The organism is Cardinium endosymbiont cEper1 of Encarsia pergandiella, from assembly GCF_000304455.1.
Lineage (GTDB): Bacteria > Bacteroidota > Bacteroidia > Cytophagales > Amoebophilaceae > Cardinium.
This window is the reverse complement of the sequence record NC_018605.1, coordinates 276,069-296,974: the sequence shown is the minus strand read 5'-3', so window position 1 is coordinate 296,974 and position 20,906 is coordinate 276,069. Positions and strand designations below refer to the sequence as shown.

Sequence of the window (20,906 nt, the reverse complement as noted above, 5' to 3'; positions counted from 1 at the left end):
TTCAACAATATAGTAAAGACAAAATATAACGAAACTTTTTGTTAATTTTATTTTTTTATTTATTATCTATAAAATATTTATTTATCTAATTTACAAATTATTTTATATTACTTAATTTTTTAATATTTTTTATATCTAATAATAATTTTGTATTTATGTATTAGTATTTTCATAAAAATAACAATTTATTTATTAGTATTTAATTTTAAATTACATAAAATGTATAATTAATATTGATAATAAAATTTAAAATAATTAATTTATATATAAATTATACGAAGGTTAAATCCCTTGTTTTTTTAGTCCACTATGTTACTACACACAACGCGACAAAACCTTTCTATCAATTCTTTGTTATCCTCTACGATTTGAATTGACTCTTCTTGCAAAAGTTCGATGTTTTTCATTGTAATGTTATCCATTTCATTAGATGCTAATTTTAATTCTGATTGTATTCTTATATAATTATCACCTATTGTTTGTTTTAATACATAATCTACGAACGCTAATTCAGAATAAAACATTACGTTTATTAGTGGATGTATCCAACCTATTTTACCAAATTTTTTTACATCAGCGTAATTAAGATTTTTAATTTTTTTACCAGTACCTATAGATAGTAGAACTATATCATCATTAGGAAATAATTCCTTAGCACTTATATATGCAACAGCAGATGGATTGTTGGAAACAATGCCACCGTCTACTAATACTCTATTTTTTTCGTTAATTCTTAGACACTTTGGTATAAAGTAAGTAGGTGCAGCTGTTGTAGATCTAAGTGCATCTTTTAACGCAATACCAGGATCTTTCCAGCTTTTGAAGAAGAAAGGGCAGTTGTTATGAATATCATAACTAGTAAAAAGTATATTAGTTGAAGCATTACCCATAGTATCTTCTCCAAAATACTTATTAAGAACAAATTCTATATTTCTATACGAGTATTTAGCACCATTGAACCAATAAAGTATTTTCTGCCTAAGAAATGATGGTTTGAAGATATACGGACCATAATTTTTATAGAACTGAAGTAAATCAATTGGGGAATATTCAGGTTTATTTTGGCTATTTTTTTTAGATAAACCAGCCACAAGGATTCCACCTGTTGAAGTCCCCACCATCAGGTCAAAAATTTCAGGCAAAGATTTTTTTAGGTTTATTAATCTTTTTTGTATTTCTCCTAGTATTATAGTTGGTATAATACCTCTTATCCCTCCTCCATCCACAGATAAAACATACTTTACCATTTTAAATTTAATTTATTTAGACCGTTGCTATATATGGTTCTGTCGCATCTGTATTTAATTTTGTATAGTTGTCTCCCTTGTCTTGAAATTTGGATATTATGCGGCCATAAGTTTAGCAAAGTTATCAAAAGTAGATACCTGTTTTTTAGCTCCGATTAATTGTCCTTTTTGAATTATTCTAATATTTTCTATTCCTGTAATGGTAATGTTAGCTGAATGGAAATTCTTAAATCCCAACATAGGTTTTATCCGTTTTTTGATAAACCTTTGATCTTGTTTGACTCTATTATGTAAGTATTTGTTTTGAAATATTTGAATCTTGTGATCTTGATCTAGTTCTGTATTTAATGCATCAAGTGCAGATTTATTACTACCGCTTTTGTTAACTACCACTTTGTATGGAGTGTTATTATCTCTGATAGCCTTACGAAAAAAAGAAAGAGCTGCAGACTTGTCTTTACGTTCACTTAGAAAAAAATCAACTGTATCTCCATAACGATCTACTGCTCTATATAAATAAATCCACTTACCATTTAGTTTTACGTAAGTTTCATCCATTCTCCAGCTATTACCAACTGGGCATTTTCTTTTTCTTACTTCTTGATCTATAAGGGGAATCAACTTAATGACCCACCTTTGTAAAGTAGAATGATTAATCTTTGCGCCTCTCATATGCATCATTTCTTCCAAGTCTCTATAGCTTAAAGAAAAACGACATTGCATATAGACAAATAGGAGGATTAACTCTGGTGATGAACAGAGTCCTTTAAAATAAAGCAATAATCTACGGGTAATACTAAACATTTTAGTCAATTTTTAACTAAAAATAATAAATTAACTGATGCCTTACAACAAATGCGACAGAACCAATCCACTTACCATTTAGTTTTACGTAAGTTTCATCCATTCTCCAGCTACTACCAACTGGGCGTTTCTTTTTCTTACTTCTTGATCTATGAGTGGCATAAACTTAATGACCCACCTTTGTAAAGTAGAATGATTAATCTTTGCGCCTCTCATACGCATCATCTCTTCCAAGTCTCTATAGCTTAAAGAAAAACGACATTTCATATACACAAATAGGAGGATTAACTCTGGTGATGAACAAAATCCTTTAAAATAAGGGAATAATCTACGGGTAATACTAAACATTTTAGTCAATTTTTAACCAAAATTACTAAAATAACCGCTCCCTTAAAACAAACGCGACAGAACCCTTTTTTCGGGCTACTATACTATAAATCAACTACAGACGTGAAAGAGCCCAATATAGCCCTATTTTTTAAGCTTAGTAGACTTTTTCCATATAACCGCTAAAATAGAAAAAAGGATTAAAATCGTTGTATGGAGACATATATAGGACCATCCTATCCCTAAAAAAGCTAATTGGGTACGCCATAAAGGAATCTTTCGAAATACTAAAAAGGTAAATAAGAGTATTAAGAATCCCTGTTTAGGATAAGGTATTGGATAGCATCTTTGACCCATATAATAACCCAATAAACCCATAGCCACCGCACCACTCATGGAGGCATATACACAGCCCCAATGGCCAAATCTTGGTATCATCAGAAAGGCAGTAAGTCCAATCACTAGACTGCCCCATGCACTGATCCAGGTATTGTATTGGGTATGATTACTCAGTTTAAAAGCAGTACTCAAGTTGTAATAGATGCCTAAAAGAATATAGACAAATGCTAAGTAGGGTACAGTGTCAATGGTATAACGATACCTTGCGTTGGGGATGAGTATTTTTGCGATCCAATCTACATTTATACTCAGCAGCAATAGGCAAAAGCAGGATACTAGTATAAATACATACATCGTTTGGCTATATAACCTTGGTGCCTCTTTTCGATCTGAGTTGGCAAAAAAGAATGGTTCTGCAGCATATTTAAAAGCTTGAATCCCTAGTGTAATACATACCGTCAGCTTACAAGAGGTACCAAAGTTACCTAATATTTCCTCTTTTGTATGGGTAGTGTAAAAATTGTTGGGAACTAATTTTCGAAAACATAAGAGTGGTAAGGTTTCATTAACTTTGAAAAATAGAATGGTAAAAAAAGAAGTTGTGGCATAACGACCTATCATTGCCATTGTATGGCCATGCCAAACCCAATAGAATCCTTGAAATTGAGCGAATAAAAGGGCTAAAGCAGTTACGCTAGACAATAAATTGGCTATAAAAACAGCATCTAGTTCATTTAAGGCTATCTGTATATGCAAACCATTACTTATCCAATAGGCTATACTGTTTAAACATATAGGACAATAAAGCAATACAAAAGAAAAAATAATATGAGCAAAAGATTGCAAAAATTTTACCAACAAGAATTCAAAAGTCTTTTTTTCTACACGTAGCCTTGCTAAGGGAATCATCAGTAGCGTATCTAGTATAAGTATCCCAGTCATATAATAAAAGTACCGTATATGGACTAAGTGATTGGTTAGCTTTGCAATTTGTGGTATAAATACAATCAGTAGGATTGAAAAAATAAAACTCGTAACAAGTAATATGGTTATAACTGCATTAAAAGTATAGGATTTGCCCAATCTATGTACAAACCTTAAATAGGTTACATCCATGGCTAAATCGTAGATGACATGGCCCAAGGCAATGTAACTACCATAGAACTCTGTAATAATGCTGTAGGCACTTGGGGTTAGTAGATTGGTTTGAAGTAGTAAAACCAGATACGAACATCCGCGCACTATAATATTGCTTATGCTATATATAATGGTTTCTTTACCTAGTGTTTTTACCGTGTGATGCATCTTAGCTGTTAGATATATTTTCCTAGTGAATAAGCCCCCCTTTTTTGAGTTGAGGGCATCTAAAAATTTTGTCGGCTATTGTACCGCTGATATAGAAAGTTTTTCCCAGATTAGGTCTTTAAGATCAATAATACCCTCCCCCGTAGCAGCGGAAATAAAACAGCATGTGATTCCCTTAGGCAAATTTTGTAACAAGACTTTACGTGCCGTTTGGCTTAGTAAGTCTACTTTTGACACAACCAATAACCTTGGTTTATCTAATAACAAAGGATTATGCGCTTCCAGTTCGCTCAGCAACATGTTATAACCGCTATTGATAGAATTAGATTCTGCGCTGACCATAAATAGTAAAACTGCATTGCGCTCAATATGGCGTAGAAAACGGGTGCCTAATCCCCTGCCTCCAGCTGCGCCCTCTATAATCCCTGGGATATCTGCCATGACAAAAGATTGCTGGTCTCGGTAGGCCACCACACCAAGGTTGGGCACTAAAGTAGTAAACGGATAGCTGTCAATGCGGGGCTTGGCTGCTGATACAACCGAAAGCAACGTAGACTTACCTGCATTTGGTAGACCTACTAGACCGACATCTGCCAATAATTTTAATTCCAATACCATCCAGCTTTCCATACCTGGTGTGCCTGGATAAGCTATACGAGGTGTTTGATGAGTAGGGGTTTTGAAACGGGTGTTGCCCCAACCACCTTTTCCCCCTTGCATTAAAATATATTTTTTTTTGTCCTCTAGCACTTCCAGAAATACCTCTTCATTATCTGCGCTTTTAGCTACTGTTCCTAATGGAACATCTATGATTACATCTTTTCCACTTGCACCAGTTTTACAGCTATCGCCACCTACCTCCCCATTGGCAGCAATAATATGTTTTCGATATTTAAGATGGAGCAAAGTACCATATTGTTTCGCACCACGTAAAATGATATGCCCGCCTCTACCACCATCTCCTCCATCTGGTCCGCCTTTTGGAACAAACTTAGCACGTATAAAATGGATCAACCCGGCTCCCCCCTTTCCAGCGCGTAGGTAAAGCTTTACATGATCAATAAAATTTGGTGATGACATAGTGGTTATAGCTTGAGCCGATCTATAATGGTTTCAATCGCTTTAGTCACTTCGTCTATAGCTTGCGTTCCATCTACACGATATAATTTGTTTTGGTGTTGATAATAGTTGAGCATAGGTAGGGTCTTCTGTTGGTATATGTGCATACGTGCTTTAATTTTATCATCATCTTGGTCATCAGGCCTTGCTTCAATGGTTGCCCGTTCTCTAAGCCTTTTTAATAAGTGCACATTGGGTACATCTAAAAGAATTACGCCATCTATTTTAGCATGGTATGATACCAAACAATTATCTAAGAAAGTTGCCTGTACAATCGTTCTTGGAAAACCATCAAGTAATAAGGATTCATCGGAAGGTTTTGTTTCTATAAGTTCTCTTATGATTTGAAAAGATATATCATCTGGTACCAATTGACCATTATTAATATACGCCTCAATGCGTGATTTGTTGGCTCCATTTTCTGCTATTTGTTGGCGCAACAAAGCGCCTAAAGCGATCGATATAAAGCCATATTTTTGAATCATCCGTTCAGCTTGTGTGCCCTTTCCAGACCCAGGAGGGCCCACTAGAATAATATTTAACATAAATAGGTAACGATGGATTTTAAAATGTGAAATTTAATATAAAATTAAGAATAATGGCACGTAGTGCTTAAAAGTTCTACATATAAAAACGTTGGATAGAACAATTTAATAATGCTTATGCGTGTTTTATCCTTAACTTGACGCGTATGCTATAAAAACGGTCTTACTTTCTTTAAAACAAACGTCGCATAGCCAAATAAAGGTAACAGAACCGATATTAGTGGATGGTTTCTTCTAATAAATAGTTTATCAATGGTTTATTGACCAATGCGGGATGTACCACAAAGCTTTTAACCGAATGGCCACTTTTGATTGTAGATTGTAGATCTTTGGTCATTAAAGGATGCCAATCAGGTAATGCTTTTTTTTGTTTAACAAGGCGATAGGCACAACTTTTGGGTAGCCAAGTAATGGTCTTTACATTTGTAGGATTTAATTTGATACAATCATCTACATAGCGAAATCGTTCTTGGTAGTTGGAACATTGGCAAGTGCGGGTATTAAGTAGCCGACAACAAATCTTTGTAGTACGCACCTGTTGCGTTTCTGCTTCTTGTATTTTAAGCAAGCAACATTTACCACATCCATCACATAAAGACTCCCATTGCGCTGGAGTCATTTCCTCTAATGGTGTACTAAGCCAAAATTGGTCTTTTTCATGGGTTGTATTCATTGCATGTAGTATAAAATTAATTTAAATATTAATTGTTAATCAGATATAAAAATTTATCTATACACAGTTGTATAAAGAAAACTTTTATATAACTTAAATAAGTTGTCATGTTATTATTTTATAAAGACTTAATAATAGGCACTAAAACATCTGTTTTTTTACTAAAAAAACAGGTGAAATAAATTATTTAATTTTCTGTAAATCAGTAAAATAAATACAAAAGACAGGCTAAAAATATTCAAGCAGCAGGAAACAATATTGTAGGGGTTACCGGTGTAGTAAGCAATGGATTTTCTTGGTCTTAAGTAGAAGTAAAAGTGGATAGCGTGCGTACACCCACCTGACCATCCTTTACAATGCTCAAAATTTATATAGGTAACTTTAAAGAAGGTATGGGAAGCGCTGCCGTCTGAGGTAGGCTGTAATCAACCCCTTCTACTTCAAAACCAAATAGCTTATAAAATTCATGGCGGCATCCTACCCAGTCCGTAACAGTAGTTAGATTTCCTTCGTCTATCTTTGACCAAAGTGCAGCAACTGCTTGTTGCACATCTTTCCGCATCTCCCAATCATCTATACGAATCAGCCCTTGCGCATCTACCAATAGTGTCCGATCTGTTCTATACAAGCGATCAGCATATAACCTGTACATTTGTTCTATACACCCCTCGTGTAGTGCTTTCTCTTTCATAATTTTGTAGAGCAATGAAATATAAAGCGGTACTACCGGTATAGCTGCACTCGCTTGTGTCATCACTGCTTTACTCACAGCAATGACAGCCTGCCCATCTATAGGACGGAGCCGGTGTTGTAGTATTTTGCTCGTTGCTACCAAATCTTTTTTTGCCATTCCAATCGTTCCTTTTAAATAGATTCGATGGGTTAGCTTAGGGCCTATGTAAGAATAAGCCATTGTTTGTACCCCTTTAGCCAATAACTTTTCCGCGAATAAAGCTTCTATCCACATCATCCAGTCTTCACCTCCCATTACTGCAACCGTATCTGCCACTTCTTTGGGCGTTGCAGGCTCAATACAAACATCTGAGAGATGGCCACTTATTATATCCACCGTTTGGTTGCGATAAGGCTCTCCAATAGGTTTTAAACAGGATTTAAAAGACATACCCGTTTGGGGATGGGTACGGCGCGGAGAAGCTAGGCTATAGATTACCAAATCTACTTCACCACCCCAATCCTCTTTGATTAAAGCAATGGTTTCTTGTTTTATGGCATCTGAAAAAGCGTCACCATTAATACTTTTAGCATAAATTCCCGCTTGGTGTGCAGCTTGCTCAAAAGCCGCTGTATGGTACCAACCAGCAGAGGCAGTACGCTTGTCATCGGCTGATCGCTCAAGAAAAACACCTATAGTTTGCGCTTTGGCACCAAAAGCCGCTACTATTCTACTGGCTAACCCATAACCCGTAGAGGCACCTATAATCAATACTTTTTTAGGACCTGATGCAATGGAAGGCTGATTGGATACATATTGGATTTGTTGCTGTACATTTTGGATACAGCCTGCCGGATGAGCCGTAGTGCATATGTATCCTCGTATTTTTGGCTCTATATGCATATTTATTTTTTTATAGATGGATTAGAAGGGTTAGGTGATTGTAACTTTTCTGGGTGTTTTCCCATATATTCAACTGTTTTAGAAGATAGACTCGCTTCAGCAGCAGCGGAGCGAGGGGGAACCTTATGCTCCTTGCCCATTTTACATTTTCCATCAAAACAAGCCCCTTCTTCAAAAACTAGTTTGCTAGTAATGATATCACCCCATACCATTGCAGTTGATTTGAGTACAAGTAACTCTATAACTTCTATGCTTCCTTTTACCTCCCCACCGATTTCAGCATTTTGTGCTACAATATTGCCTTCTATCTGAGCAGTATGGCTCAAAACGACTTTTGCTTTTGCCTTGATACCACCCGTTACCTTACCCTCTATGCGCAAATTACCTGTAGTGTGTATATTTCCTTCTAAATGCGAACCCTGCCCTATAATGTTACTAATCGCTACAGGGTTTGTCTGTTTTATTTTGTTATTGAACATTTTTTAGGTATTAATATAGTCTTCTGGATTTAATGCAACACCTTCGCTCCAAAGCTCAAAATGTAGATGGGGCCCCGTGGAGATTTCTCCAGAATTACCCATAAGCGCCACTACATCACCTGCTCTGACCAAGTTACCAACTTTTTTAAATAAAATGGCACAATGCTTACAGATTGAAACAACGTTATTGTAATGCTGAATGACGATAACCCATCCCGTATCCACGGACCAATCGGAAAAAATCACAATACCAGTTGATATGGCTTTAATAGGATCTTTTTCTTTTGCGACAATATCAACCCCATAATGGTTACCTGCTCTATGAAATTTTTTCGTAATCATTCCATTAATAGGGGGAACCAATAAAAGAGATCTATTCTGAATAGTATTTTCTTGGTTGGTAGATACCGCTACAGATGAGACCACTTTAACATCTTCTTCTATTGATTTTGGAATAGTAGTACGAGATGACAAAGGGAGTGAAGATTTAGATTTTACTTGAATGATCTTTTGGAGCGTCGAAATAAATGCAGTTTGACTACTAATTTGTTGCTCTAAGGCTTCTACTGTAGTCGCTAAGGAAAGTATTTTTTTTTGATTTTCTGTTTCTATATAGATGGGGTTCATCCACCTAGCTAAAACAGTTTTAGCCAGCCATAGGCTCAGACCAAAACTTATACATAACCATGATAAAAATATGGTCATCAAGGTTGCGTAGCTGAAAGAAGGCGTTATATACTCCGCAAAATTTTCAACATTTCGAATAATCAGTTGATATCTATTTTCGAAATAATCTAGAAATCTTTTTTGGGTACGCAATGGTCAATTTATTTAAATATTTAGCACTTAATGAAAGGGGCTTTTCAATCGAAATAGCAGTTGCTTGGCATATTTTACCTGTTGTGGGTGGCATTGGATTTGAACCAACGACCTTTCCGATGTCAACGGAATGCTCTAAACCATCTGAGCTAACCACCCCTAATGACGCCTGTAAAACCAGATTAGAGCCCGTGAAGGGTTAGGCTTTACCTGCTTAATTTTAATTTTTTTGTGCGCAAAGGGGGACTCGAACCCCCATGCCCGAAAGCACCACCCCCTCAAGATGGCGTGTATACCTATTTTCACCACATGCGCAAAAATAGCCGTTTTATACATTGCACCTGGCAACCAGATAAACCAAACTAATTTAGTATATAATAAGATATTTGCCAAATATTGACTGAATGCGTTGGGCTACTGGATAGCCATTATCATTAAATGGCTAAAGGATGGATAGAGTTTTTTTTACATCATTCAATGCACATCCATTTCTTATAATTTTAAAAGATGCTTTAATAGAGAGGTCTAAAATGGTAGAACCTAATCTCATCGGATCTATGGTACCCAATCTACCTCCATCAAAAACTGCATCTAAATCGCACCAAAGTGGCTTAAATTCTTGTACGTTTAGACAGCTTGGCTCTTTACTTTTATTGGCACTGGTTAATGCAATCGCTCCATTACAAAGTTGGGCAACTTGCATAATAAATGGGTGATTTGGCATGCGAATGCCTACTAAATGGCTGTTAGCGATTCCATCTTGATCTATAGATGGCCATGCTTCAAAAAGCAGCGTAACCGGTCCAGGAAGTAAATTACCTAGTATAGGTATAATCTTTAGGTTTACTTTACCATATTTAGCGATCTCTTGAATAGTTCCTACACAAAGGGCAATCGGGTTATCGTTTGCACGTTCTTTGATTTGAAATAATCTTTTTAACGCTTGCTTATTTTGCGCCAAGCAAGCCAAGCCATAAACCGTATCGGTGGGTAGCGCAATGATGCCTCCTTTATGTAATAATGTTGCAGCATATTGGGCAGCAGATCGCCATGGAGCAGCCGATGACAGCGCTTGATCTGTTTGACTCGTTAAAGATACAAATGAAGTCATTAAAATAATAATAAGCTATAAAGTGTCTAGTCAGCCATCCGGCAGTTATATGTTACAAACAAATAAATAAAATGTAGTACAAAAATGTCTTTGGTTTCAAAAAAATTTTTTAATAGAAGTTCAATAAAATCCATCTTCCAAATGTACAATCTCGGTAATTTGTTCTTAACTACCTAGTACCGCTATAATATCAAAACGTATGGCCTGTTGGTTATTTTGGGTACGTAAGTAGTGTGTCGCAGCCAAGCGTAGGGCACGCATTTTTTTTCGGTTAACAAAATCTTCTGGATGGCCGAATAAATTATTCTTACGTGCTTTTACCTCAACAAAAACAATCAATTCGTCTTTTTTAACAATAAGATCTATTTCAAAGCGTTTGTAACGAAAGTTTTGCGCCAGTATTTTAAAGCCTTTTTTTACTAAGTAATCTGCAGCAACTATTTCTGCGTATTGACCAAAGGCTTGTGCCATATTTTTTGTGGGCATAGGCTATAAATCAATAGTTGGTATGCTATACAGAGATTATGTATGCTCTAAATAAATATAGAAAATAGTTTGCTTAAAGACGCTTAAGGTATGACCTTATTATTCGATGATCTGGTCGGACTTTGTTTATAATTTGGAGTGCTCTTTCTAGTAGCCCATTCCAGGCAGATAGACTATAATTAAGAAGTGGAAAGTAAAAACTTAATATAATTAAATAAATATAAATTTATTTTTACCATAAAATAGCTGTAATTTAGTCCCCTATGAGGAGGATGGTAATTTTAGCTTTGTATTTTTCAATGGGTCTTAGTAGTGCCATAGCATTACCCGGTCGTTTTAGTGCTGAATGTTCCCCTTCTTGCGCTATTAATAGGGTGTATAGTCGAATGAAACCACCCCTTTGTACCAAAGGGAACCCCATAAGGCTCCATTTTGGTGGTGCCTATCACTTTTTGCTACAGGAGTACGTTAGGCTTAGTGTAGGTATTTCCTATGCTTTAAGCCATATGGAATGGACTCGTGCGGCTAGTGCATCGGCACCCTCTATACATGAGGCTTATTCCGTACGTTATCTGTGGGTACCTTTTCTATGTAGATTTTATACTAGTGAGGTAATGATTGATACCAGCATCTATTGTAAGCTAGGTCTCATACCCTCTATACATCTACCTAGAAGATCCACTGCACCATACCATTCAGGTAAAGCTGCTTTTTTGACCCAACGGCCTTTAGGCTGTTTTATCCTTTTAGGTAGTGGCGTAAAGTATGATTTTAGTTTGACCAATAGCCTTGTTGTAGGATTAAGTTATTGTTGGGATGTATCTGGTGTGATGTATAGAGAAGATTCAAATGATGGTTCAACCTATCTTCATAATAACTTTGTTTGCGTTGATTTTTGCTTTTTATTTTAATCATATCTGCTAAGTATAGTTAAATAGCTAAAGCATAGATAATGATCGTTAATGGACAACTAGGCGCATTTGTCCAAAGCAGCCTACAAAAGGCCTATAACTTTTTTAAATTATATACATACTATGAAACTATCAAATTTTAAGTTTGAGCTGCCAGCGCATAGCATTGCACAGTATCCAATCGAGGGAAAGGAAGAGGCCCGTTTAATGGTTGTACACAAAAATAGTGGCAAAATAGAGCATAAAACCTTTAAAGATCTGCCTACTTATTTTAGTGAAGGGGACACCTTGGTGGTCAATGATTCTAAAGTGTTACCTTGTAAGCTTTATGGTTGTAAAGAAAAAACAAATGCAGAAGTAGAAGTACTTTTATTACGAAAATTAAATGATGAGCATGGTTTATGGGATACCATTGTAGAGCCAGCACGCAAAATTCGCATAGGGAATAAAATTTATTTTGGCAATGGTGAGTTGGTGGCTGAAATTATAGATAATACGACTTCAAGAGGTCGTACCCTTAAATTGTTATTTGACCGCACAGAAGAAGAATTTTATGCACTGGTCAATCAAATTGGCCATATGCCTTTACCTCCTCAAATAGGACGTTCTTCGGAGCCAGAAGATAGAGCCTATTATCAGACTATATTTGCCCAAAATATAGGTAGTATCGTATTGCCAGCTGCTGGATTGCATTTTACCCCTTATCTATTGAAATATTTAGCTTTACAAAATATTTCTGTTGTGCCGGTTACATTGCACATTGGTTTAGGTGAACTTAGTACCATTGATATGGAAGATCTAACCAAGGTAAGGGCCTCTTCTGAGCGTTTTACGATCACCCCAGAAACAGCAACGGTGGTAAACCACAGCTTGCAGCATCAAAAAAAAGTTTGTGCCGTGGGGACTTCAGTATTAAGAGCTATGGAGTCTTCTGTTTCAGTTGCTTGTCAAATAAAACCGGCCAGTGACTGGACGAATAAATTTATTTTACCTTCTTATTCCTTTAAAGTTTGCAGTGCATTATTAACTACCTTTCATCTTCCTTCTTCTATTTCTTTGGTCAGTGTAGCTGCTTTTGGAGGAGAGGAATTAATTTTAAATGCGTATGCTGAAGCAATCAAAGAAGGCTATCGATTTTTTCTATATGGCGATTCTATGTTGATTATATAATTATAATATAGCGCATTTTAGTATGCCATACCATTAATAATTTCCTATATTCAGAAAAAGTTGTCGCTTGGTAAGCTCTATTTTTTAAATCTTCAACGAAAAACAGAACATTTATTCTATTTATTATGCTAATGATTGCTACAAATATGAAAAAAATTAAGCGGTTGTGCGGCTTATTTATCCTGTGCTACCTACATATAGGATGGGCACAGCCCACCCTTGATACAACTGGTTACACCGTACGCAACATTCAGGTAAAAGGCAATCTTTTGGTAGATACTGACGTATTGATTACACTTTCTGGTTTACAAAAGGGCGTAATAATTGATTCATCTTCTGAACAAATTCGTCGTTCTATTCGAAAAATTGCCAAACATGATGGTATCAAGTCTGTTGCGATCTATTTATCTGACGTGGATCAGATTAATCATTTAGCAACTTTTGTTATTCGTGTAGAAGAACATCCTCAGTTGGTCAACTATCTGTTAGAAGGGTTAACAAAAAAAGACCGAAAAGCCTTGCTGGAAGAGGTTCCCATAGATAAGCATGTTGCATTGTCTCCACTTTTTCTTCAGAAAACGATTGCTAAGATTAAAAAAATTTTTTTAGAAAAAGGTTTCAGGGATGTGCAGCTCTCTACAGAATTGATTCCTTCGCAAACAATGGATCAAAAAATTACCTTAAAAATTAAGATACATAAAGGTAAAAAAAGTATAGTTCATAAGATCACGCTCGAAGGAAACAACCATTTAGATACCGATCTCTTACTTTATAATCTTAAAGCGTTAAAAGAAGCACCCCATTTTACACTGGTCCAGGATATTTTAAAAAAAAGCATTACCCTTGCACCGATTCGCAAAGGCGGTGTACTGTTGCAGTTGCCTAAGACGATAGATGAAGTGAAGCGTTATTTGTTTAGTCATATTTCTTTTTTCCCTTCTGTTTTCACAGAAGAAAAATATTTAAAAGCTAAAGAAAATTTGATCCTTTTTTATCAGTCAAAAGGATTTAGAGACGTACATATTGCAGCAGAGCGTTTGAAACCTTCTAGGGGTGGAAAGTTAAATATTTATTTAAAAATTAATGAAGGAAAGCAATATACCATTCGTCATATCAAATGGGTAGGTAATTATGTTTATAGTGATCAAGTACTAGATAAGTGGTTAAACCTGCAAGAAGGAAGAGTCTATGATCCACTCTATATTACCAGCCGATTTACCCCTGGTATTACAGCCCCAACCATTCGTGATTTATATGCCAATAATGGATATTTTAATTTCTGTGCAGAAGTTGTTGAAACCAGTCTAGAAGGCAATCACGTAGATCTAGAAATTAGAATTCAAGAAGGTAAACAGTTTACCATTCGTCAAGTAGATATTATAGGGAATACATTAACCCATGATTACGTTATTCGCCGTGAACTACTGACCTTACCTGGAGAAAAATACAACGAAGGACTTGTTCGAGCTTCCATACGCAACTTGGCCATGTTAAGATTATTTAAGCATGAAAAATTAAATCCAGATATACAGCCAAACCAAATAAAAAATACAGTAGACCTTATCTATTCAGTAGAAGAACAGCCCCAGTTTGATATTAAACTCAATTGCAGTGGTGGTCAGGGTATTATGGCCGGCCTTGAGCTTGGTTCTAATAATGTTTCTTTAAAAAACCTCTTTAGAGGAAAAATACCCATAGGTGGTGCGCAGGAGTTGCATTTAACCGCTCAGATAAATGGTAAAGATTATAAAAATTTCACCTTTTCTTTTCAAGAACCTTGGCTTTGGTTAAAATCCCACCCTTATATATTTTCTATAAGTTTCAATAGTGCGTTTCAAAACGCTCCGTATGGTGGGAATCATGCATTGGACGATTGGGTAGACTTAAATATATTCCCAGTTGGAAAACAAAATAAAAAATCTACAATTTCCTCAATTGGTGGCCGAGTAGGCCTTGGTAAAAGGTTTGCTAAATATTGGGAAATCCATTGGGGAGTGGACTACCACTACCATAGGTATGCATCCTATCCATTATTACAAGATCAGACAAAAAGATCAGGTTTCGTACATGATTTTACATTAGATTTTGCTTGGCAGTATTCTAGTATCAATAATCCAAACTATCCTACTAGTGGAGCTTCTTGGTCTAACTTTCTAACCTTAACACCTCCCTATACTTTGTTGGGTTATACGCCCTCTGTAGCAACAGCTATGCCACGGGTTAAAGAATTTGTAAAATTTATAATGGATGGATATTACTTTAAACGGTTGTTTGGTAATTGTGTCTTACATTTTCGTGGCCATGTTGGATTTTTGCACAGTTTGTCTAGCAAAGAAATAGGACCTTTTGAGCGATTTTATTTGGGCGGTACATCAAGTACGCCAACAAAATTATTGGGTACTAATTTTGTTACGTTACGTGGTTATCCAGATGAGAGTCTTACACCAGAAGACTATACAACAAAGATAAAAGGGGGCGTTTTATTCAATAAGCTTGTTTCAGAGTTGCGTTACCCAATTGCTTTGTCACCTATTTGTTGCTATCTATTGGGATTTGTAGAAATAGGCGATAGTTGGTTAAACTATAAAGATTTCAATCTATATAATATGAAAAAATCTATAGGTGGTGGCATACGTCTTATCTTGCCTATACCGCTTATACCAATGCTTGGCTTGGATTTTGGTTATAGATTGGATCCTGTAAAAGATATACGGAGTGCTAAAAATTCTTTTGAATATCATTTCATCCTTGCACCTAGTATCCGTTAGTTAGTATAATTTGTTATTCACTATACTAATAATCAGAAAGCCATGCTCTGCTTTGTACAAATTAGTATTTGTGTAAAGTTTTATATTATATAGATCTATAATCATTATATTATATAATGTCATTGTAACATACGATTTTATTACAACAAACTTTGCTATGGCAAAAAATTTAGTTATTGTTGAGTCACCTGCAAAAGCCAAAACATTAGAACGTTATTTAGGCAGTAACTATCAAGTAGCCTCGTCTAATGGTCATATTAGAGATCTTATTAAAGGCAATAATGCCATTAACATTCAGCAAGGATTTTTGCCTAGTTACGAAATCAGTCCTGGCAAGGAAAGAGTGGTACAACATCTTAAAAAACTGGCTACTGGTTCTGATTGTGTTTATCTAGCTAGTGACGACGATCGAGAAGGAGAGTCTATTTCGTGGCATTTAAAAGAGACGCTTGGGTTAAAAGATAATCAGGTGCAACGCATTGTTTTTAGAGAAATTACTAAAATGGCTGTTTTGAACGCATTGAAGCAGCCACGTGCCATTGACTCAGCTTTGGTAGATTCGCAACAGGCCAGACGTGTTTTAGACAGACTTGTAGGCTATGATCTATCTCCTTTATTATGGAAAAAGATCAAACCAGGTCTTTCTGCAGGCCGTGTACAATCTGTTGCGGTAAGGATGGTCGTAGAGCGAGAGAGAGCTATTGATCGTTTCGTTTCAACCGCCCATTTTGCCATATCGGCTTTTTTTATTTTACCAACGGGACAGTTGTTAAAGGCAGATGGTACAAAGAAATTTAAAACAGCAGAAGAAGCCTTTGCCTTTTTAGAAGAATGCCAAGAAGCCATTTTTTCTATTAAAGCATTGGATACAAAAGCATTAAAACGGTCCCCTTCTCCCCCTTTTATTACTTCTACATTACAACAAGAGGCTAGTAGAAAACTTGGCTATTCTGTAAACCGTACTATGGTACTTGCTCAGCAGCTCTATGAAACCGGTAAAATTTCCTATATGAGAACAGATTCGGTTAATCTGTCCAAGGAAGCTATACAAAGTATGTCGGAAACGGTTTCAACGATCTATGGGGTTGATTACTTTCAGGCTAGAGCCTATACTACTAAATCATCTACTGCACAAGAGGCGCATGAAGCGATACGACCTACTGATTTTTCATTACAAGTAGCCAGTAGCCATAAAGACGAACAGCGGCTCTACGAACTGATTTGGCGTAGAGCCATCGCTTCTCAAATGGCCGATGCACAAATAGAAAAAACAATAGCAACGGTTCAAATTTCTACAGTAGAACAGCCACTAATCGCAACGGGAGAAGTATTAAAATTTGAAGGCTTTTTAAAAGCATATGTACGCGATGAAGTGGATGAAGCAGAAGATTGTAAAGGGATGTTGCCACCGCTCCATATAGGTCAAGAACTCCTTCTGGAAAAAATATTGGCTAGAGAACGGTTCAGTAATCCGCCCGCTCGCTATACGGAGGCTACTTTGGTAAGAGATCTAGAAGAAAAAGAAATCGGGCGTCCATCTACTTATGCTCCTATTATTGCGACTATTCAAAAAAGAGGGTATATTAAGTTGGAATCTCGTGAAGGCTTTCCACGTGCTTATAGGTTATTGACGCTACAAAATAAGCTGATTCGTAGAGAAACATTAACTGAAATTGTTCGTGCAGAGAAGCAAAAGCTTTTCCCAACGGATATGGCTGCTGTCGTCAATGACTTTTTAGTTAAACACTTTTCTGATGTAACAGATTATAATTTCACTGCACATGTAGAGAAGGAGTTAGATAAGATTGCACAAGGTACGAAGATCTGGAATCAAATGCTAAGAGAATTTTACAATGGTTTTTATCCTAAAGTGCAAGCTACTGCGGGTATAGACCGAACTATGGTAAACTATACGAGGCTTTTGGGAAAAGATCCAGCAACCAATGCTTCGTTAATAGTCCGATTGGGTAAGTATGGTCCATTGGTTCAGTTAGGCATTGAAGAAGATGGTCGTGAGGAAGCACCTCGTTTTGCAGGACTACAAGCCAATCAGCGTATGGAAACAATTACCCTAGAAGAGGCCTTAGAACTGTTTAAACTACCACGCCTAGTAGGGACCTTTGAAACCCTCCCGCTCATGATCAATATAGGCCGATTTGGCCCATACATTAAACATGGTTCGCTTTTTTATTCTATACCAAAAACAGATGATCCATTTACCATGGATGAACAAAATGCAATAGCGATTATTGAAGCCAAACGGAAAGCAGATGCTGAAAAATTAATCAAAACTTTTCCTGAAGATCCAACTATACAAATTTTAAATGGAAGATGGGGCGCTTATATTAAAAATGATAAAAAACATACCCGTATTCCTAAAGATATTACAGATCCTAAGTCGCTTAGCTTAGAAAAATGTTTGAATATTATGGAAAGCAATTTAAAATCAAAAAATAAATAAAAAATTGCTATTACTTGCTTATTGTATAAAACAGTGACTGGATTTTTTAATCCATAAAACTTTATATGTAAATTACATGTAGTAAAAGAGGGAAGAAATTTGTCTGTAATAAATTCAAAAGTAATTTTTATTTTTTTACCCATTATGAGCCACAATAACAACCGTAATACCATCATTATATTTTGTTTTACCTTATTATTGCATTGCATGCGTAGTGATTGCGTATGGGCTGATCCACAGGTAACCTATGGGTCAACTACTGCAAAAATTGCACATCATTACCTAAGGTCTTTTACTATTCTTCCTGCTTCTTCTACTTTAGTACCTTCAAAAACAAAGGAGAAAAACATTTTACAAACGGATAGTATAAAATTGGCTGAAAGCACCCAACGCAAAGTCGTATTACGTACGATATTTGATAATATTGATGTTAATATTCCGACAGAAAGTGGTAGTATATTGAACAATAATGCATGGACAGATTTAATGCTTTTTTGTGGAAGACCTAATAATCTAGCGTACCACTTCCTGTCGCGCATTAATCGTACCACTACTGTACTAGGTGAGTGTGCATTGGCTACACTTTTGGTAACGCCAACCAGTGATATTACGACACTAACCAACCGTCAACAAACCTTGCAACTATTATTAGAAGATCCCACTTCTTTGGCAAATTTAAAACAAGCTTTGGCATGCTACCAAACGGTAGAACAACGTTTCATTTCTTTATGGACCCATACAGATCCACTTTATACCCATGCATATAGAAATTATATGCATCAGCGGTTCCTATCACCTAATCCTGCTGCAAATAAAATAGCTCGCAAGCTTAATACCCGGATTTTTTTTAGAAACGTTTTAGACATATATGGAGAATTTGTCGCGCTTCCGGTATTAGGCCTGTTTTTGTGTGAAGCTACACACTGGATGACGTCTATTTCAAAAGGAGGTTGGATGCCAGGCGATAGAAGCAGTAGCTATTCTGCCTTTCCCTTATTTGTACCCATTATTTCCATCAGATCTGTTATAGAGCATTATAAGGATACCAATGGCCAGCCATCTCTTTTACCTTTTCTAGGTGTAGCGGCTACGCACACGGCAGCTGTATGGCGCGGTTATTGTGGCATAAAAAGTTATAAAGAGTATAGTGCTGTTTTTCGCAGCCTAGCCAACCGTATGCGGGATGTACAAATTTTTATGCAAACCATCCAACAGATCAGTAACATTGTAGCAGCCAATCAACCATTAGAAGCCAATTATGGTCCATCCTTAAGTGCGATAAGGACCCTATTGGCGAAACGTAAAGAAGCGAGTGAAATAGGCATTTTAATAAGCAACTTGCTGGATATGAAACTTAATAATTGGTCCTATATTCATGGAAATAGTGGTAAGCTACTCGCTACATACAATTTGTTCATAGAACATAAAGATTGCTTAAAACCTGCTATGTATGCATTAGGTCAGTTAGATGGCTTTATGGGTATGGCTACTTTAGTAAAAGAAGCAAAACAAACCTTTCCAACACACTGTTACACTTTCACTAAGTTCTTAGATCGTTCACAACAAACTACTCCATGTATAATGTTAGATGGAATGTGGTATCCAATGTTGAATCCTGAAACGGTTGTAGATAATACTATAGAAATGGATGTCCATAAGACTCGTAATATGATCCTTTGTGGACCGAATGCAGGTGGAAAATCTTCTTTTATTTCTGGTGTAGCAAGTAATTTACTACTCAGCCAAACCTTTGGGATTGCAGCGGCTAAAAGTGCTATTATTACTCCTTTTGATAAGATCAACACCTTTATAGAACTCAAGGACGATATAGCCTGTGGTGCTTCTCTCTTTATGGTAGAAGTAGAACGCATGCATCGGTATATGAATATGCTGGAAAACGCCAAACCCAATGAATTTATTTTTACTATTTCTGATGAACCTTTTGCCCGTACCAACCCAGTTGAAGCCAGTGCTGCAGCTTATAGTATATTGGCTGGTATGGCCAAATATACTAATGCGCTTCATATTGTTTCTACACATTATCCAATTTTAATGCATCTAGCCGATACATTTAAAGACAGGGGTATTAGAAATTTTAAAGTTTTTATAGATAAAAAGCCAGATCAAAAATTACACTATACTTATAAAGTTGTACCAGGTGAGGCAGACCAATCCATTGCTTTGAAAATACTTGAACAGGAAGGATATGATCCAGCACTATTGAAACAAGCAGAGGATATTGTTCAAAACACTCAAAAGTGGCCTTTGTTAAAATACTTTCAAGGGAAAGATAAAAAAAGAGTAAAATGTAGCAACCACAGATGATCTTAAAAAGTGTTTGGAAAGAGCTACCACACACAGCTTATCAATTGCTAACTTATGCAGCTAACCACAGAATATGGTTACTAGAAGGTCCTATAGGTTCTGGTAAAACCACCCTAATTAAGGAACTTTGTAAGGCGCTACAAACGGTTCATACGGTCAACAGTCCAACTTTTTCAATTATTAATGAATATGAAACAGTAGATCATATTCCTATTTATCACTTTGATTGCTACAGGTTGGATAATGTTAATGATGCAATTGCACTAGATTTTGAAAGTTATTTTGCTTCTGGTTGCTATTGTTTTATAGAATGGCCTTCGAAAATTGAATCGATTTTACCTTTACATTATTTCTTGATTACAATAGAAGTAAAAACGCCGACAAGTAGAAATCTGATTTGTCATATATAGTAGCTGATGTTCGGCTCTGTCGCATCTGTAT

Annotated in this window: 18 protein-coding genes, 2 tRNA genes and 1 pseudogene; 6 read left to right on the top strand and 15 right to left on the bottom strand. The window is 36.2% G+C overall.

Going from position 1 to position 20,906, the window contains the following annotated elements; all coding sequences use genetic code 11:
* Positions 1 to 299: 299 nt before the first annotated feature.
* From AL022_RS01300 to AL022_RS01235, 15 genes and pseudogenes are all read right to left on the bottom strand, one after another.
* Positions 300 to 1,247, bottom strand: a complete 948-nt coding sequence (locus tag AL022_RS01300; protein ID WP_014934437.1) for a patatin-like phospholipase family protein — start codon at positions 1,245 to 1,247, stop codon at positions 300 to 302.
* Positions 1,248 to 1,343: 96 nt separating this feature from the next.
* A complete protein-coding gene (locus AL022_RS01295; RefSeq protein WP_014934436.1) occupies positions 1,344 to 2,051 on the bottom strand; it encodes an IS6 family transposase in 708 nt (235 codons plus the stop codon).
* Between the two features lie 64 nt (positions 2,052 to 2,115).
* Positions 2,116 to 2,399: pseudogene (locus AL022_RS01290) on the bottom strand (IS6 family transposase); the annotation flags it as partial.
* Positions 2,400 to 2,522: 123 nt separating this feature from the next.
* Positions 2,523 to 4,022: a lipopolysaccharide biosynthesis protein gene (locus AL022_RS01285; RefSeq protein ID WP_014934434.1), complete on the bottom strand. Its 1,500-nt coding sequence runs from the start codon at positions 4,020 to 4,022 to the stop codon at positions 2,523 to 2,525.
* Positions 4,023 to 4,097: 75 nt separating this feature from the next.
* A complete protein-coding gene (obgE, locus tag AL022_RS01280) occupies positions 4,098 to 5,102 on the bottom strand; it encodes a GTPase ObgE (RefSeq protein ID WP_014934433.1) in 1,005 nt (334 codons plus the stop codon).
* A gap of 5 nt (positions 5,103 to 5,107) precedes the next feature.
* Positions 5,108 to 5,686 carry an adenylate kinase gene (locus AL022_RS01275; protein ID WP_014934432.1) on the bottom strand — a complete coding sequence of 193 codons (579 nt, stop codon included), beginning with the start codon at positions 5,684 to 5,686 and terminating at the stop codon, positions 5,108 to 5,110.
* Positions 5,687 to 5,903: 217 nt separating this feature from the next.
* Positions 5,904 to 6,359: a YcgN family cysteine cluster protein gene (locus tag AL022_RS01270; RefSeq protein WP_014934431.1), complete on the bottom strand. Its 456-nt coding sequence runs from the start codon at positions 6,357 to 6,359 to the stop codon at positions 5,904 to 5,906.
* A 367-nt stretch (positions 6,360 to 6,726) separates the two neighbouring features.
* Positions 6,727 to 7,935 carry an enoyl-ACP reductase FabV gene (gene fabV / locus AL022_RS01265; protein WP_014934430.1) on the bottom strand — a complete coding sequence of 403 codons (1,209 nt, stop codon included), beginning with the start codon at positions 7,933 to 7,935 and terminating at the stop codon, positions 6,727 to 6,729.
* A gap of 2 nt (positions 7,936 to 7,937) precedes the next feature.
* A complete protein-coding gene (locus tag AL022_RS01260; RefSeq protein ID WP_014934429.1) occupies positions 7,938 to 8,414 on the bottom strand; it encodes a bactofilin family protein in 477 nt (158 codons plus the stop codon).
* A 3-nt stretch (positions 8,415 to 8,417) separates the two neighbouring features.
* Positions 8,418 to 9,119: a M23 family metallopeptidase gene (locus AL022_RS01255; RefSeq protein ID WP_041546054.1), complete on the bottom strand. Its 702-nt coding sequence runs from the start codon at positions 9,117 to 9,119 to the stop codon at positions 8,418 to 8,420.
* Positions 9,120 to 9,192: 73 nt separating this feature from the next.
* Entirely contained in the window at positions 9,193 to 9,327 is a 135-nt protein-coding gene (locus tag AL022_RS04640; RefSeq protein ID WP_256364578.1) for a hypothetical protein, read from the bottom strand.
* Positions 9,318 to 9,392, bottom strand: a tRNA-Val gene (locus AL022_RS01250). The genes AL022_RS04640 and AL022_RS01250 overlap by 10 nt, the downstream gene beginning before the upstream one ends.
* Before the next feature lie 73 nt (positions 9,393 to 9,465).
* Positions 9,466 to 9,548: transfer RNA gene (locus AL022_RS01245), tRNA-Leu, on the bottom strand.
* A 127-nt stretch (positions 9,549 to 9,675) separates the two neighbouring features.
* Complete coding sequence (locus tag AL022_RS01240; RefSeq protein WP_014934425.1) at positions 9,676 to 10,344, bottom strand: L-threonylcarbamoyladenylate synthase; 669 nt, start codon at positions 10,342 to 10,344, stop codon at positions 9,676 to 9,678.
* Positions 10,345 to 10,509: 165 nt separating this feature from the next.
* On the bottom strand, positions 10,510 to 10,830 hold the full coding sequence (locus AL022_RS01235) for a YraN family protein (protein ID WP_014934424.1): 321 nt from the start codon (positions 10,828 to 10,830) through the stop codon (positions 10,510 to 10,512).
* A gap of 272 nt (positions 10,831 to 11,102) precedes the next feature.
* Here AL022_RS01235 and AL022_RS01230 point away from each other — a divergent pair, with 272 nt between their 5' ends.
* The 6 genes from AL022_RS01230 to tsaE all read left to right on the top strand — a co-directional run bounded on the left by AL022_RS01230 (position 11,103) and on the right by tsaE (position 20,875).
* The gene (locus tag AL022_RS01230; protein WP_158309910.1) at positions 11,103 to 11,741 is read left to right on the top strand and encodes a hypothetical protein; all 639 of its coding nucleotides are present in this window, start codon (positions 11,103 to 11,105) and stop codon (positions 11,739 to 11,741) included.
* 123 nt (positions 11,742 to 11,864) lie between these two features.
* Positions 11,865 to 12,911, top strand: coding sequence for a tRNA preQ1(34) S-adenosylmethionine ribosyltransferase-isomerase QueA (gene queA, locus AL022_RS01225; RefSeq protein ID WP_014934421.1), 1,047 nt, complete (start codon positions 11,865 to 11,867; stop codon positions 12,909 to 12,911).
* Between the two features lie 146 nt (positions 12,912 to 13,057).
* Positions 13,058 to 15,679, top strand: a complete 2,622-nt coding sequence (locus AL022_RS01220; RefSeq protein ID WP_158309909.1) for a BamA/OMP85 family outer membrane protein — start codon at positions 13,058 to 13,060, stop codon at positions 15,677 to 15,679.
* A gap of 157 nt (positions 15,680 to 15,836) precedes the next feature.
* Positions 15,837 to 18,140, top strand: a complete 2,304-nt coding sequence (gene topA, locus AL022_RS01215; RefSeq protein WP_014934419.1) for a type I DNA topoisomerase — start codon at positions 15,837 to 15,839, stop codon at positions 18,138 to 18,140.
* 207 nt (positions 18,141 to 18,347) lie between these two features.
* Entirely contained in the window at positions 18,348 to 20,465 is a 2,118-nt protein-coding gene (locus AL022_RS01210) for a MutS-related protein (protein ID WP_158309908.1), read from the top strand.
* The gene (tsaE, locus tag AL022_RS01205) at positions 20,462 to 20,875 is read left to right on the top strand and encodes a tRNA (adenosine(37)-N6)-threonylcarbamoyltransferase complex ATPase subunit type 1 TsaE (RefSeq protein ID WP_014934417.1); all 414 of its coding nucleotides are present in this window, start codon (positions 20,462 to 20,464) and stop codon (positions 20,873 to 20,875) included. The genes AL022_RS01210 and tsaE overlap by 4 nt, the downstream gene beginning before the upstream one ends.
* Positions 20,876 to 20,906 lie beyond the last annotated feature (31 nt).